The 15,427-nt window shown below is 44.8% G+C and carries 14 protein-coding genes and 1 pseudogene; 12 read left to right on the forward strand and 3 right to left on the reverse strand.

Annotated features, from left to right (window positions below):
- Window positions 1-34: 34 nt before the first annotated feature.
- Together QFZ77_RS37780 and QFZ77_RS37785 are read left to right on the forward strand one after the other, a co-directional pair.
- Window positions 35-325: pseudogene (locus tag QFZ77_RS37780) on the forward strand (glycoside hydrolase N-terminal domain-containing protein); the annotation flags it as partial.
- A 78-nt stretch (window positions 326-403) separates the two neighbouring features.
- Window positions 404-643, forward strand: a complete 240-nt coding sequence (locus tag QFZ77_RS37785; protein WP_373462738.1) for a glycosyl hydrolase family 95 catalytic domain-containing protein — start codon at window positions 404-406, stop codon at window positions 641-643.
- Window positions 644-925: 282 nt separating this feature from the next.
- Here QFZ77_RS37785 and QFZ77_RS13095 read toward each other — a convergent pair whose 3' ends face one another.
- The gene (locus QFZ77_RS13095) at window positions 926-1,813 is read right to left on the reverse strand and encodes an AraC family transcriptional regulator (protein WP_307440096.1); all 888 of its coding nucleotides are present in this window, start codon (window positions 1,811-1,813) and stop codon (window positions 926-928) included.
- A 139-nt stretch (window positions 1,814-1,952) separates the two neighbouring features.
- Between QFZ77_RS13095 and QFZ77_RS13100 the strand changes: the two genes are divergently transcribed.
- The 3 genes from QFZ77_RS13100 to QFZ77_RS13110 all read left to right on the forward strand — a co-directional run bounded on the left by QFZ77_RS13100 (window position 1,953) and on the right by QFZ77_RS13110 (window position 5,537).
- On the forward strand, window positions 1,953-2,726 hold the full coding sequence (locus tag QFZ77_RS13100) for a phytanoyl-CoA dioxygenase family protein (protein WP_307440099.1): 774 nt from the start codon (window positions 1,953-1,955) through the stop codon (window positions 2,724-2,726).
- A gap of 388 nt (window positions 2,727-3,114) precedes the next feature.
- Window positions 3,115-4,689: a phytoene desaturase family protein gene (locus QFZ77_RS13105; protein WP_307440102.1), complete on the forward strand. Its 1,575-nt coding sequence runs from the start codon at window positions 3,115-3,117 to the stop codon at window positions 4,687-4,689.
- A gap of 92 nt (window positions 4,690-4,781) precedes the next feature.
- Window positions 4,782-5,537, forward strand: coding sequence for a DUF975 family protein (locus QFZ77_RS13110; RefSeq protein WP_307440104.1), 756 nt, complete (start codon window positions 4,782-4,784; stop codon window positions 5,535-5,537).
- Window positions 5,538-5,641: 104 nt separating this feature from the next.
- Here the strand turns inward: QFZ77_RS13110 and QFZ77_RS13115 are convergent, their stop codons facing one another.
- Window positions 5,642-6,439: an HAD family hydrolase gene (locus tag QFZ77_RS13115; protein WP_307440106.1), complete on the reverse strand. Its 798-nt coding sequence runs from the start codon at window positions 6,437-6,439 to the stop codon at window positions 5,642-5,644.
- A gap of 205 nt (window positions 6,440-6,644) precedes the next feature.
- Here QFZ77_RS13115 and QFZ77_RS13120 point away from each other — a divergent pair, with 205 nt between their 5' ends.
- The 7 genes from QFZ77_RS13120 (at window position 6,645) to QFZ77_RS13150 (ending at window position 12,972) form a co-directional block, all read left to right on the forward strand.
- Complete coding sequence (locus tag QFZ77_RS13120; RefSeq protein ID WP_307440107.1) at window positions 6,645-7,661, forward strand: hypothetical protein; 1,017 nt, start codon at window positions 6,645-6,647, stop codon at window positions 7,659-7,661.
- On the forward strand, window positions 7,661-8,476 hold the full coding sequence (locus QFZ77_RS13125; RefSeq protein WP_307440110.1) for a hypothetical protein: 816 nt from the start codon (window positions 7,661-7,663) through the stop codon (window positions 8,474-8,476). Before QFZ77_RS13120 ends, QFZ77_RS13125 begins: the two co-directional genes overlap by 1 nt.
- Window positions 8,477-8,741: 265 nt before the next feature.
- A complete protein-coding gene (locus QFZ77_RS13130) occupies window positions 8,742-9,407 on the forward strand; it encodes a Crp/Fnr family transcriptional regulator (protein WP_307440112.1) in 666 nt (221 codons plus the stop codon).
- 26 nt (window positions 9,408-9,433) lie between these two features.
- The gene (locus QFZ77_RS13135; protein ID WP_307440114.1) at window positions 9,434-10,273 is read left to right on the forward strand and encodes an ABC transporter ATP-binding protein; all 840 of its coding nucleotides are present in this window, start codon (window positions 9,434-9,436) and stop codon (window positions 10,271-10,273) included.
- A complete protein-coding gene (locus tag QFZ77_RS13140; RefSeq protein ID WP_307440116.1) occupies window positions 10,206-10,961 on the forward strand; it encodes an ABC transporter permease in 756 nt (251 codons plus the stop codon). Before QFZ77_RS13135 ends, QFZ77_RS13140 begins: the two co-directional genes overlap by 68 nt.
- 35 nt (window positions 10,962-10,996) lie before the next feature.
- The gene (locus QFZ77_RS13145) at window positions 10,997-12,025 is read left to right on the forward strand and encodes an ABC transporter substrate-binding protein (RefSeq protein WP_307440118.1); all 1,029 of its coding nucleotides are present in this window, start codon (window positions 10,997-10,999) and stop codon (window positions 12,023-12,025) included.
- 26 nt (window positions 12,026-12,051) lie between these two features.
- Window positions 12,052-12,972 (forward strand): MBL fold metallo-hydrolase, encoded by a 921-nt coding sequence (locus QFZ77_RS13150; protein WP_307440120.1) that lies wholly within the window; start codon window positions 12,052-12,054, stop codon window positions 12,970-12,972.
- Window positions 12,973-13,608: 636 nt separating this feature from the next.
- Here QFZ77_RS13150 and QFZ77_RS13155 read toward each other — a convergent pair.
- Entirely contained in the window at window positions 13,609-15,291 is a 1,683-nt protein-coding gene (locus QFZ77_RS13155; protein WP_307440122.1) for a DUF2339 domain-containing protein, read from the reverse strand.
- Window positions 15,292-15,427 lie beyond the last annotated feature (136 nt).

Consider the following 15,427-nt stretch of genomic DNA (forward strand, 5'->3'; position numbering starts at 1 on the left):
CTTTGCGTCGGGAGGATAGCATCGTTATCGGCGAGAGGCGTTCGTCAGTTACCCGGACCATGTGCTTGTCTTCCGGTTCGAGACTGATTGCCCGGCAGGAATGAGACTGCGTGCCCGTTTCGACCGAAAGAAGGGGAAATATGTTGACTATACGGGCAAGCGAGGGGACACCGGACTCGTGATGCGAAACAGCTGTTACGGAACGGGCGGAACCGACTATGCCGTCATGGTTAGAGCTGTTTCGGAGACAGGGACGATAAGAACCGTCGGTGAGCATATCGTCGTAAAAGGTGCCGGAACCGTTGAATTTAGGGTCTCGATTGCTACAACGTTTCGATATCCCGATGCCGAGCAGGCCTGCCTGGACTTGTTGGACGCCGTATCGCAAGTTCCCTATTCGGAATTGTTAGCCCGTCATACGGCCGATCATCGGAAGTTGCTCCAGCGGGTTATGCTTCAATTGCGGGATGAGCACAGGAAGGAGAAGTCAGCCCTTTCAACGCCTGAGAGATTGGAACTGGTGAAGCGGGGGGATGACGACCCGGGGTTGGTTGAATTGTATTTCCAGTTCGGCCGATATTTGCTGATCGCGAGCAGCAGGTCCGGCAGCTTGCCGGCCAACCTCCAAGGAATCAAATTGTAAGTATCTAGTAATTGATAATTCAGAAAATCTATTAAGTTCGCGCAAATTATGTAAAAATCATTTCTTGCTATCTTAGGTGCATAGTTGTTGAAAATTTAAACACGTGCCAATTTGGTATCGTGTTTTTTTGTGTAGAAAAACATAGTTTTGCGACAATTCATCTTACAATAACTATGCGAAACGACAAAACATAATACAGAAGGCGCCAAAAACAAGTTGCAATATCACTAAAATAAGGGCAAAAAAACGACAAAACAAGTTACAATTCACAGGGGAGGAGTGTTATTGTGAGTAAAAACTTACAAACGATTCTTTTCCTGCTGTCGGAACTTGCCTGGTGGTACCTTCTTCTCTTCCATAAAGGTACGAGAAAAATAATGGACAGAAGAAAAGCCGGTCACTTCGGCAATTTACTTTAATTGAAAGCTCGCTTGTCAGAAGCAAGTGGGCCGCTTGGCGTATGCGTTCGCTTCGAATGAAGTCGGTAAAAGTCTCGTGTATGCCCTCAGAGAACAAGCGTGATAGATGACGTTCTGAGACGTTGAGATAACCAGCAACATGTCCAAGATGAAGCGGCTGGGATAAGTTATCACGGATATAAAGCTTGGCGCGCTGCAGCAGAATATGTGTATTTTTACGGTGAAAGTAAGGTTTAGTCATGTCTTTTCCGAATAACGAAAGAAAGGATACTAGAAGTGTGTAGGCAAGCGAGGGAATCGCAGCAGGCGGCAAGCTCCCCTTCCCTTCTCGAATCAAGAGTGACTTCCACAAGTGGGCAGTAGGGTGATGATCGGCTTCATGAATGCAAACCTCGGCATGCTCAGCTAAATCGCTGAAGGCTTCACGCATGGTGTCGTCGCTTTGTGATTCATCTAATTCGAATGCGACAAAAACGATAAATAAACCCTCTTTCGTACGGATTTGATGATTAATTCCAGGTCTCGAACAAAAGTGTGTACCTGCCTTGAGTGGGTAGAGAACCCCTTTTTCCGTATACTCACCCTCACCATCAATGATAAAGCAAACCTCAAAGAAAGAATGCTTATGGGGCTGATTGTCAAACAGGCAAGGGTTAACTCCCCAATATTGAATTTTGAAGCAAGCAGCGGGTCCATGAATGACGTTCAGGACTTCATTAAGCATAGAATCGGTTTCTTTACATAGATACATAGGCTTCATCCTTTATATTGAAATGTCCTTATTCTGCAAAAAAGTGTCCTTTGGAGAAAAAGACAGAATCCATTCACTTTCCTATAATTATAAGTAAGAAAGCGATTAAATAACAACTGGATAAATGGAGGAATGGCCTGTGATCGAACAAAAAGATGTAGATTTTTATAAAGAAAATGGGTATTTACTGGTTAAGGGAGTTTTCAATCAACAGGAAGTAGAAGAAATGAGACAAGGCGTAGAGGGGATCATTAGCCGTGCTGCACAATCAAAGGCTGATCATAATTCAGCATGGCAGGGGGACTTTCTTCCGGCAGAGGAGCTGAAAAAGCTCGTCTTAAAAGGTTTTCATGATGTTCATTATCACGATGCCGCATTTATGCGAGCAGTGATTCATCCAAATATGGCTGCTGTGCTGACGCAGATTATTGGTCCTAACGTGCAGCTGCATCATTCCAAAATGCTTGTTAAACCGCCAGAGAATGGCGCAGCTTTCCCGATGCATCAAGACTATCCTTATTTTCCGCACGAAAAGCACACCATGCTAGCTGCAAGTGTGCATCTGGATCATGCCGATGAGGAGAACGGTTGCCTGCGTGTCATTCCAGGTTCGCATCGCTCCGGCTCTTTGCCACATGTTGGCTCTTATTATTTGAATCATAAGGAATATCCGATTAAAGAGGGGACGCCTTGCGTGGCTGAAGCGGGTGATGTTCTGTTCTTCAATTACTTGACAATTCACGGCTCAGAGTCGAATAAGAGCTCTAGAACAAGAAGGAATGTATTGTTCCAATACCGCGACGCCAGTGATTTTCCGACCGAAAATACACATTTTGACTGGGGCATGGGTCTTATGGTTAGCGGGAAGAATCCGAATTTCACAAAGGTGAAACCTGATTATAAAATCATCTAATAGAAGGAAGTAGAAGGCGCCCTAGGGTGGCCTCTTTTTTTCTCATTGCTTCTGTTTGGAATCTGTTTTTGGTTCAAAGTTCATACAGGGCTTGCCAGAAGATGAAAGTACACTAAGACTGGGCATTGTCTGTGTTTTGAAGCTGTATGCTTTGCAGCCTCTTGGGAAATTGGCATCCCATGTAATGTAGAAATGTTGGCATTTCATGCAGTTAATACGTTGTGAATCCGTCATATCTGTCCCTCTTATTTTAAGATAAGTCTATTATAACCTATTAAAATGACGAATTTAAATAGGATTGGATCTGTCGACAAGAAGAGGCAAACCTCTCACAGCCATTAGGGTAGTATTATCCATGATGGAAGTCACTGTGAGGAGGGAATGGGAGTTGAAAACGTTTGATGTCATCCTTATTGGGAGTGGCCACAATGCTTTAATTACGGCTGCCTATTTAACACGTGCTGGAAGGAGCGTACTCGTTCTGGAGAAAAATGATCGCCCAGGAGGATTCCTTCGTACGGAGGAGCTTACTTTACCGGGGTTCAAGCATGATGTCTATGCTGCGGCACATCCTCTGCTATTGACAGGTCCGGCTTATGCCGATCTTGGTGAAGCTCTAGAGGCTCGCGGGTTACGCTATTTAAACACGGATCTGCCAACTGGAGTCTCCATGGAGGACGGGCAAACGGCTGTATTCTCGCGATCGTTCGAGGCGTTAATTGCAGAGGCCGAACGGCTTGCTCCTGGCGATGGAGCTGCTTTAGCGGCCATGTTCGAGGCATTTAATCCTTATGCAGCGGATGTTTTTGCTTTATTTAATTTGGATCTATCACGCTCCAAAGCCTCAACGATCATCGAGAAACTATTACATAATAAGGGAAGTAAAGGATACTCCGAATTTGCGGTATCGATCTTCTCGACCGCACGTAATACCGTAAGTTCCTTTCAATCACCTGTACTCCGAGCTATGTTGGCGCCGTGGGTATCTCATCTTGGGCGTACGCCTGATGAAGTCGGCAGCGGGATTTGGGTGCCTCTCACTGCAATGGCATTAATGGGAGGAGGAATGCCAATTCCCGAAGGTGGAAGCGAAAAGCTTGCCCAAGCACTGGCCCAGCTTATTCAGGACCAAGGTGGTATCATCCTCACGGAACAGGAAGCGGAGCGAATTGTAGTGAAAAACGGACGCGCCGTTGGTGTACGGACTTCGAAGGGAGAGGAGTATCGGGCGAAGCAAGCAGTCGTTGCGTCAACAAGTCCAGATCGGCTATATCTCTCACTTTTGGCTGATGCTGAGATTAGTCCTCCGCTGCTCGAACAAGCGAAGCGGTTCCGCTATGGTAGGGGCTGTGTACAGATCCATCTTTCTCTGAGTGAACCGCCGCAATGGCCAGATGCTCGCTTTGCCAAGGTCGGTCAGCCGCATTTAACGGATGGGCTCGATGGATTCACCCAGGCCATTGCACAAGGAATGGCGGATTTGCTTCCAGCAAAGCCAACTTTCACTGTGGATTGTTCCACGAATCTGGATCCGTCTCGCGCGCCTGAAGGAAAGGCTATCATGCGTATTCAGGTGCTCGAAGTACCTTGCCGTCCTCGCGGCGATGCGGCTGGTCTTATCGATGTCGGTGATGGCAGTTGGACGCCGGAGCTTACAGAGCGTTTCACTGATCGAGTACTTACGATTGTAGGAAAGCATATCCCTAATATCCCGAGTGCCATTATTGGCCATGCCGTTGTCACGCCAGACACGATTGCCAGATTCAATCCTAATTCCGGTCCAGGTGATCCATATGGCGGTGCACATGATTTGGCGCAAAGTTACCTGTTTCGGCCACTACCGGGGCAGCCGAGCCATCAAACGGAAATTCCGAACTTGTATATGTTGGGTGCGGCCACCTGGCCAGGGCACGGGATCAATGGAGGATCGGGTTATATAGTCGCCCAAAAGCTGCTGAAATAAAGATAAAAGGCTAAGTCTCCTGTAGGTATTCCGCTATTCTAGTTTCTGCGGTACGATAGGTGGTAAATAAAGTAAGCATAGGGGGAGATAGCTTGTATTGGACGCGTAGAGATTTAAAAATCAGAGCTAAAAATGTTCTGCGGACATCGTATTGGAAAGCTTTTCTGGTTAGTTTGGTATTGGCCGTAGTTAGTGGCGGGGTATCAAGCTGCTCATTTAATTCGGGTGGAAGTACTTCGATGAGTCTTCCTGGGTTTAGTGGCGGAATGGGCGATATCTCCGACGGAGCGGGTCTTGCTATTATCCTTATCTTTGCTTTCTTGGCAGTCGTGATTGGACTCGTGGCGTTAGCTTTTAATATCTTCGTTGTGTCTCCGCTAAAAGTGAGCGTACAGCAATATTTTAAACAGGCTGCACAAGATGATGTAAACATGAACTATCTCGTTTATTCGTTTACGAAAGGCAATTACCTAGCTATTGTTAAAGGTATGTTTTGGAGCGGCCTACTTAATTTTTTATGGTTTTTACTGCTCATTATTCCAGGTATCGTGAAGTCGTATGCATACAGCATGACGCCTTTTATTTTGGCGGACAATCCTGGGATTGGGATGAAGCGAGCTGTTGATCTAAGCAATCAAATGACACGCGGGCAGAAGTGGAAAATGTTTGTGTTGGATCTTTCCTTTATTGGTTGGTTTATTCTAGGAACTTTGGCGCTGGGAATAGGCGTTTTATTCGTACTGCCTTACTATAACTCAACCAAAGCGGAGCTTTACTTGGTCATTCGACAACAGGCGTTGCATGATGGGATAAGCAGCAGCGCGGAGTTGAATTTGCCTTATGTCTAAACAGGGATACTTGTGAGGGAAATAGCAAAATGGAGCCTGTCGATGAAATCGATAGGCTCTTTTATTTTTATTAAGCAGATTCCATTGGATATTGTGCAAACAAACTAAATATCACCCTTCAAAACACCCAGCAATTCAGGTAATGTAGCGATCTCATAACTTGGGCGATTGTGAATCGGCGCCGTGCGGTTATGATGATTGATCCAAACATTCCGCATGCCAACCCCTAACGCCCCTCTAATATCCGTATCTAAATTATCGCCAACCATGATGGTTTCTTCCACAGTGGTACCAAGCAGATTCAAAGCATGCTCAAAAATAGATGGATCAGGTTTCCCTTTGCCGAAGGAGCCGGATATAAGAATATGATCAAAGTAAGCTGCTAAAGCAGGAATGCTGTCTACTTTTTCCTGCTGCAAGTCTGGAGCGCCATTCGTCATTAGCAGTAATTGATAATTGTGATGCAAAGCATTCAAGACCTCGAACGTTGTCTCATAAACCAAGGGACGCTCTCTTCGCTCACGAGCAAATCGCTTGGCAAGCTTCTCACCTAATAAGGGATCATCGATGCCTAAGTTGAGTAAGCCTTGTGTCCATGAGTTCTTTTGATAGATAGGGGCAAACTGTTCCAGCTCCAGAAAGGATGGATGCTCTTTCGAATCGAAGCGTCCCCAGAGTGCTTCTAAGTGAGTAACCTCAATCATTTTGGCAAATTCATAACAGGCCATTGTACGAAATAGGTGCTCAGATGATTCACGTACTGCACTTTCAAGTGCTTTAGGATCAACGTTGGCTGACTCAGAGGCTGCTTGGCAGGTTACCTGAAAGGCTTCATTAATACTTTTTTCATCCCACAGTAACGTATTGTCTAAATCAAAAATAATCGCTTTGATACGTTTCATTGCCAATAAACCTCCCCTATGCCCTATATTTAATTTGCTCCATAAATAAAAGGAAGTCAATCGTAAAGTAAGGGGAAATCATTTAAATAATTGTAAACAAACAACTAAAACAAGCCTTGTTGGATGTCATATCCATTATTCTGTCTATGTCATTAGCTATGACATATAATATATGTATAGAGACAAATTTGAGGAGATGATGGGTTTGTCAGTCCTGGTACCAATGCCGCAATCGAAAACGAATATCGGTAATTTCAAGCATACGATCACGATGTTGATGGGGATGTGGCTTATCATTGGTTTGTTTATTGATGGCTTTGCTCATAACCACGGTGCGGTTGAAACTTTTTTTACGCCTTGGCATGCCATTTTGTATTCGGGGTATCTGGCATGTGCGGTGTGGATTTTCTATTTGACTTATCAGAACAAATCTAGGGCCAATCATGCAACTTGGGTGCAGGCAATCCCGACAGGTTACAAGCTTGGCGTGGCAGGGGTGATTGTCTTTTTCTTAGGCGGTCTTGGTGATATGTATTGGCATACGGTGTTTGGAATTGAGAAGAATATCGATGCTCTTCTGAGCCCCACCCATTTGATCTTATTGACAGGTGCACTTATGATCCTGACAAGTCCGTACCGTGCGATTAGTCACGTTGAAGATGAGGTATCACCTGCTTTTCGCCTATTGCTACCTGCTTTGACCTCGGTTGCATTAACTTTTGCTGTCATGGCCTTCTTTCTCATGTATGCTTGGTCATTCCGTCAAAATCTATGGATGGCGAGGGAAGAAGATGCGGTCGCAAGAGCCGTCGTGGATTTCCTGATTACAACGATGCTGTTAGTCCTACCAGTCATGCTGATTTTAAGGAGATGGAAGATCCCATTCGGTACCGCCACTTATTTCTTTGTTTTCCAGGCGGTGCTTATGGCGATACTTGATGGCTTTACTCATTACGGATCTATTGTGATTCTACTGATTAGCGGGATTGCTGCTGATTTGATGTTTAGGTCTATTAAACAGAGGGAAGCGAGCGATTGGCGATATAAGGTTGTTTTCTTTGTTATTCCTGTTTTAATCTGGGGCTTATATTTTGCAGATTTGAGCATTTATCATACATTGGATTGGGCGCCGGAGCTTTGGGGAGGAACGATGTTCATCTGTGGGCTCTGTTCACTGGGGTTAAGCATTCTCGCGGCTCCAATTGTGCAAAGAAGAAAATGATGAAAAAAACGGTAATTATCCATATAGGTATGATACTCCTTTTAACGGCTTGCGCTACGCAACCCACAAAACATGACATGATGGGGATGCCGATTGCGACTTCTTCTCCTTCAACACATGTCCACCAAAATGACGCGATTGCTCATTTTTCAGTCGCGTCAAAGCAATATTTGCCTAATGAGGATGCAACTGTGACGATTCTCATCCAAAATAAATGGAATAAACCGATTGATAAATTCGACATCATGCATGAAAAGCTGCTGCACCTGATCGTTGTCAGTAAAGATCTTACCTATTTTGACCATCTTCATCCCGAATACGTCGGTGAAGGTCGATTTGAAATCAAGACAAAGTTCCCGGCAGGTGGCCACTATCAGCTGATCGCCGACTTCACGCCGCAAGGCATGGGTGAGACGATTCAAACGCACTGGGTAACGATTAACGGGCAGCAAAAAAAAGAAGAAAAGCTTCTACCTGATACGAATCTTACGAAAAGAGTCGGCGACAAAGAAGTAAATCTTTCCTTCGACCATTTGATGGCTGGTATGGATTTAAAAATGAACTTTATCATTAGAAATGCTGTAACGAAAGAGCCTGTAACTGATTTGCAGCCTTATCTAGGCAGTCTAGGTCATGTGGTGGCTATAAGTTCAGATGCCAAGGAGTTCGTCCATGTGCATCCGAATGATTCGAAAGCTTCTGGACCTGATGCAGCGTTCACTATCCACTTTCCCAAAAGTGGCATCTACAAAATCTGGGGTCAATTTCAGCATCATAATGAAGTGTTCATTGTCCCTTTTATCATAAAAGTATAATTTGTAATCAAAAAGAAATGTGTTATTCATCTGGGCTTAATGAAACAGGCTTATAATAGAACTCGACCCCCTTTAAAATATATATACTTTAAGACCCGCGGCCCGTTGCTGTGGGTCTCTTTTTTTTGTCCTGAACTATTTTTTTTGTATTTGTCGGGAATCCGACATTCTATCACGTTATCATGTGGTAATATATCTATAACACATCGGAATACTCAACATTAAAACATAGCGTCATAGGAACTTGGCAAAGGGGTTTTCACTTATGGACCAATTGAATGAACTTGCCGATCTTCAGGAGAAGGACCCTACCAAGGAAGTCATGATTGAGGCATTTCGTAAACATGGGGCTATCCAGACCTACAGGAAAAACGAGTTTGTTTTTCAGGAGAATGATCAACCCAGCGGTGCTTATTATGTCGACTCGGGATTAATTAAGATTTCCCAATCCTCTGAGGAGGGGCAAGGGATTACCTTATTTCTACGCTATGAGGGCGAAATATTCGGTAATGCGGAAATTTTGACGAACATTCGTCGGAAACGTTATGCCAAGTGTTTGGTAGACAGCCAAATCATTACGCTAGATGGGCGGAAATTTATCGAATTGGCCAAGGAGAATGCCGAGTTTTCTTATTCTGTTGCCGTTCTCGGAGCTCGCAGACTTCTGCAAACACAGAAGATGGTTGAAACGCTCATTTCCCGCCCTGTCGCTTGGAGGCTAGCTTGGTTCCTCATGCAGCTTGGCAATCCGACGGACGTTAAGCTTGAGGTTCAGGTGCCGCTCAGTCATGAAGAAATCTCTTATGTCATTGGCTGCAGCAGACAAACCGTCACAGAAACACTCAATAAATGGCGCGATAAAGGGCTCATCGACTACGCCAAAAAGAAGATCGTAGTTTATCATCCGAACCGTTTTTTCACAGACATATGACGGAGATTGGCCTGGAGGGCATTCAAATGATTACGATAAACAATGTGAATAAATCTTTTTCACAGCGGAAAGGCAATTCCTATACGGCGTTGGATCAAGTTTCTCTCACGATTAAGAAAGGGGAGTTCGTCTCCGTGGTAGGCCCTTCAGGCTGTGGGAAGTCAACGCTTTTGAACCTGATAGCAGGGTTTGAAAAAGTGAGCAGCGGAACGATTACCGTGGGTGGGCAAAAGGTTACGGCCCCGGGGGCTGATCGGATCGTTGTTTTCCAAGAGCACGGCCTGTTTCCTTGGCTTACGGTTCTTGATAATGTGGCATTCGGTTTGAAGCAAAAGGGGCTATCGAAGAAAGAACGCTATGCACTCGCTTTTGAGCAGATTAAAGCCGTTCACTTGAGCAAGTTTTTCGATCGTTATCCACACGAGCTATCCGGGGGAATGAAACAAAGAGTAGCCATTGCCAGGGCGCTCGTTATGGATCCCGACATTCTGTTGATGGATGAACCTTTTGCGGCATTGGATGAACAAACGCGATTTATTTTACTGAAGGATTTAGAAGAAATTTGGCTTAAAACAGGTAAAACGATTTTGTTTATTACACATAACATTCGCGAAGCCGTCATTTTGTCAGATCGGGTTATCGTTATGGCGACGCAGCCAGGTAGGGTCAAGAAGGAATTTGCCGTACAAGCAGCAAGGCCTCATCAAAGTGGCGATCCGCTCATCCACGCATTGGAAAATAAAATAATGGAAGCTCTGACGGATGAGCTCGAGAAGGTAGTCAGAGAGGAGCTCGGCCATGAATACAGCCTTAAGAAGAACAGCATTTCTAATTCTTCTGCTGATCATATGGGAGTTGGGATTTAGGGTTTTTCAGTGGGGGTGGAAGTTTCCTTCACCGCTGCAAACCTTCCAAGCCTTCTATGATGGCTTTACGCAAGGGCATCTCCTTAACGCAATTATAGCTAGTCTTCGTCGTTTACTCATTTCATTCGCGATTTCAATTGGGCTTGGGACGATTTTGGGATATTTATTTGCACGTTATCGGTATTTTGACGAAACTTTCGGCTTTGTGGTTGTTGCACTTCAGACAGTACCGAGTATAGCGTGGCTTCCTTTCGCGATTATTTGGTTTGGACTTAATGACACTTCCGTGATTTTCATAACAACGATAGGTGCGACTTGGACGATGTCCATGGCGAGCAGGACGGGGATTTTAAATATTTCACCGATTCATCTGAGAGCTGCGCAAATGCTTGGAACAGGCAGCGGTTACCGATTGTTCTTTCAAGTGCAGCTGCCGGCGGCATTTCCCCATTGGATAACAGGAATCCGAGTAGCTTGGGCCTTTGCTTGGCGGGCACTTGTAGCAGGGGAGCTTATTGCTAAGGGAGTGGGTCTCGGGCAAATGCTGCAGGATGGACGCGGCCTTGGAGATACGGCATCCATTCTGTGCGTGGTCATTATTATCGCCGTTATAGGTACAATTTCGGATCATTTCTGTTTCAAACAGCTAGAGGATAAAATCGTGCTTCGCTTTCAGCTTAAGAAATAAATAGCGTTTCATAGAACAAATAAGGGGGGATTATTTTGAAAAAATTAGGTTGGGTCATGGGTTTGGTGTTAACCGGATCACTGCTATTGTCAGCTTGCGGACAGAGTAAAGAAGCACCTTCAAGTGCTGCTAGTACGACGGTGAAAATTGGTATTTTGAAAAATGTTACCCACGCTCCGGGATTTGTAGCACTGCAAAATAACTACTTCCAGCAAGGCTTTGGCCAAAATGCCAAGATTGAAGTCACGGCTTTTGACAACGGAGCGGACTTCGCAACGGCGATTGCGACAGATCAGATTGATCTTGGTTATGTAGGTCCGGGACCGGTCATCAATCAATATTTGAAAAGTAAAAATATCAAGGTGATCTCTGGAGCAAATAACGGTGGAGCGGTATTGGTGGCACGTAAGGATGCTGGCATCCAATCTGTTAAGGATCTCGTAGGTAAAACCGTGGCCGTTGCTGCCAAAGGTGGGACGCCTGATCTATCACTTCGCCTGCTGCTGAAACAGGAAGGATTAAAAGTATCCACAGATACTTCCGGTGTACAAATTGTTACACGTGCTCCGGCAGATACCTTGGTTGCGATAAGGCAGAAAGAAGTGGATGCTACATTAATTGCAGAACCTTGGGGGACACAAATCATTCAAGAAGGTTCTGGAACGATTCTAGTAGATTGGAATAAAATTCCGCCAAAAGACGGGAATTATCCATTAACAATTCTCGTAGCGAGCGATAAATTTCTCAAAGAGCACCGTGATTTGGCCAAAAAAGCCGTGAAAGCAAACAAACAAGCCATCGAATTCATTCAGCAAAACCCGAGCAAAGCCTATGGTCTGATTAGCGAAGAATTAAAGCAGTTAACCGGCAAAGGGATGGATCCGGCGCTCATTAAAGCGGCCATCGATCATTTGAAATTAACGGAAGATATCACCTTAGATGATATTAACGAGCAGGCTAAAGCCTCATTTGAGGCTGGATATTTAAAAGTGAAAGCGGAAGAACTAGACTTCACTAAATTCCTGGATTTAACGCTTTTGAATGAAGTGAAAAAAGAAAAATAAGCTAGCTTACTTAGGAGGTCATTCATTTGCACATACAACCGCAGGAAAACCTATTGCCGGATTTTCATGAGCATATCAAAGTAGTGATACTAGGTACAGGTACACCGAGGGCCTTTTATGGTAGAGCCAAAGCAGGCGTCGCCATTCTCGCAGGGGATAAAACCTTTCTGTTCGACTGCGGTGGCGCGACCGTTGATCAACTAATTAAGGCGGGGATCATGCCGCAGCGGATTTCGGATATCTTTTTCACCCATCATCATAGCGATCATAATTCCGGATTTTTCGATGTATTCATTACGAGCTGGCGTACACATGTGATCGCGGATCGGGTATTTGAGGGGCGGAAAGGTCCAATGAATGTGTACGGGCCAACGACGACGAAAGCGATTATTAGTAAAATGAGAGAGTCTTTTGATTTCGACGTGAATCTTCGGGTGAATGTTAATTTCTCAGCTGGGGCAGGGGCGGACATTCAATATTTTGAAAGCAACGAAGGTATTGTTTACGACCAGGGTGGTGTTAAAATCACCGCTTTCGAAGTGGATCATAAGCCTGTTTATCCAGCTATTGCTTATAAATTCGAATACAACGGCAAATCGGTTGTCATTTCGGGGGATACGATCCCTGTTGAAAATATGGTTAAACAAAGTCAAGGTGTCGATTTACTTGTGCATGAATCTTACAATAAAACATGGCTAGACGCGCTTATTGCCAAATTTCCAGAGCAGACTATTGGCTTATCCAATCCTGCAAAGTATCATTCAACTACGCTGGAAGTCGCCGAAATCGCACGAGCAGCAGGGGTTGCCCATCTGGTGCTCACCCACCATATACCTGCGCCTGCAGCTAATGATGAGGCTGAGGCCGATTACACGGAAGGCATGCGAGATATCTACTCGGGTAGAATCACGATGGCTAGAGATTTAATGGCATTTGATCTTTCATAGTTAGATTGAAAAGCCGCCTCGAGTATTGACTCGGGACGGCTTTTTCGCGATTTTTGCAAGGCTAAGTGAGATAGTGGATATGCATAATATGTTATACAACAATTTAGCCAGTTTTTAGGCTGTAGAGCTGCCTTAGGCTTGAATTGTTGTATTTTCAAGACCGTCGAATTATTCGGCCAATGAGGTGTCTTATTCTTATCGGTATACATCGTCATACATGCTCTCTTGAGGTTGCAGGATGAATGAATCTATATTTTCGGTTGAAGTGATGTTGTAGAATGTACAACAATTTCTGCCAATATCCCGCCTCTCCCCCTTCATTGTTGCATATTGTACAACAATTGGGCCCGATAAAGGCGATATTGCAATCAATGGGCTCGAAATGTTGTACGGACTTCAACTTCAACTTGCAAAATAGCCTTTAGGCGTGTGAATTGTTGTAGTAATTACAACATTGGTAACCGTTTTAGCCCATACACGGAGAAGCAGGTTAAGCGCATTTTCCGAGCTTAATCTGCATGGACGCGCGAGACGGTCTGCCGAGAAGTCGATTTCCGGCTTCTCGGATTCTGTGGGCGAGCTTCGGCTCGCATAGCTCTCGCTGTAAGCACGGTTTTCGCGCTTACAGCGAGGAATCTATTCCTTCCGCTTATAAAATAATCTAGAAATACCAACACCAATGGCTCCAAGTCCGATAAACAGGATAGCGCGAACAGCTGTAGATACATCAGGTAAATCGATGAAAATAATTTTGAGTAAGGTAACAAATAAGAAAATGATGCCCACTAGCCTTGCTTTAGGCTTATGGACAATGAGTCCAAAGACAATGAGTAGAATGGCATAAACAACCCACACTGCTGAAAGTATCAAATGCTGGTAATCGTATGTGATCGTTCGCGTCAGGGAATTGGTCAGTTGTGTGAGATAAACAAGTAAGAGAATTAACTCCATCCATAGCAGGATGAGACTAATTTCTGTTCGAGCGCGGCCTTCTTCAATTATGGAACGGTAGAAAGCATACAGACCGCCAATAGTTGCCAAGAGTACAAGCCACGCAAAGGATTCGGCTGATAGTATATCACGTATCGGATGAGTTAGGACGAATAACATCCCTATGAAATAAGTGATAGCCCCGCTGATTTGTTGCAGTTTGCTTTTGAATTTAGCACCTAAACATAGCGCAATTGCACCCTCTACAAGAATGGCGGAGCCGGCTTGATCCGCGTGCAGCACGTAAATGAGCCAAAGGAAAACGCTGAACGTTGCAATGGATAGCTGAACGGAAAAAGCTCTCTTTTGACGATAAAGCCAGAAAGAAGTACCGCTATAGAGAAGCGACCATATCGCTAGCATCCATTCATAGAAGACACGATCTTTGGAACCGCCATATAGGCCGTACGTCCACGCCGCGAGCAGGCCGAAGCTTAGGAATAAGGTGATTCGCTGCCCAATCAGGCTGTCTTTGGAACGGAGAATAGATATCGCAAAGAGGAGCAAATGCTGCAAAATAACGACAGTAAGGATCGCTGGTCGGCTGCCTATGTCATCTACGAACAGAGTTGAAAAGACTAATGGAAGATGTAGAACTCCAAACGCAGTAAAATAGGCGCCGCGAAAGGAATAACGCAACGATAACAAGATCATGACCATTGAAAATAACCCTTCATAGCCTGCAAATACCCAAATATTTGGTTTGGCTGAGTCGACTAGGAAAGGCACTAGATAACCAGCGAGTAGCGTAATGATCATAAGTGCCTGGGACCGGTGACGGACCGCCGTAAATACACTTATAGCAATAGAAACGACGTATAGAACGAACGAAAGTGTGGATGGAATCAATGCGAATAGCATATGTGCTGCGAAAAGAGATAGAATAAGGACCCCGCTGGATCCGCCAAGCAGCACTTGCCCCAGAGCCATGCGTTTCCGGCGAATTTGGATTTCTCCTTGCCAATACATGAAGCCAGCGACGATAACGCCCAGTATGCAGCGAACAGGTTCGGTGATAATCCCCGCATTAACGGCTGCTGTAAAGCCCCATAGGACACCTAACAGGAAGACGACGATGAAAATCCGCGGCAGCCAAACGCGAGCGATCAAATGCTCCCAATCTCTTGGAGGCGCCGGTTGCTGAACCGGTATTGTTACCTCATGTTGAAGAGGCTGCTGCGTCGATTGTAGTTTTTGATCTGATATTGGTTGTGTCGTAAGTACTTTCTGAGCTTGTGATTTGGTTTCTCTTTCAAGCAGGATGCTCAGTTGTTCTTCGAGTTCTTTGACCCTCATTTCCAACGCATCCACACGTAAATCCAAATTCATACAAGCACCCCCTTTTATTTAAAAAATCCTAGGAATGTTTTTCCATCACCTATATGTTAACTATACTTTAAACCTAATCATGATGTGAAACAATTTAGAATCCATATCTTGTTAATGGTTTATGGAAATATGGGAA

Source organism: Paenibacillus sp. V4I3, from assembly GCF_030817215.1.
Classification (GTDB): domain Bacteria; phylum Bacillota; class Bacilli; order Paenibacillales; family NBRC-103111; genus Paenibacillus_E.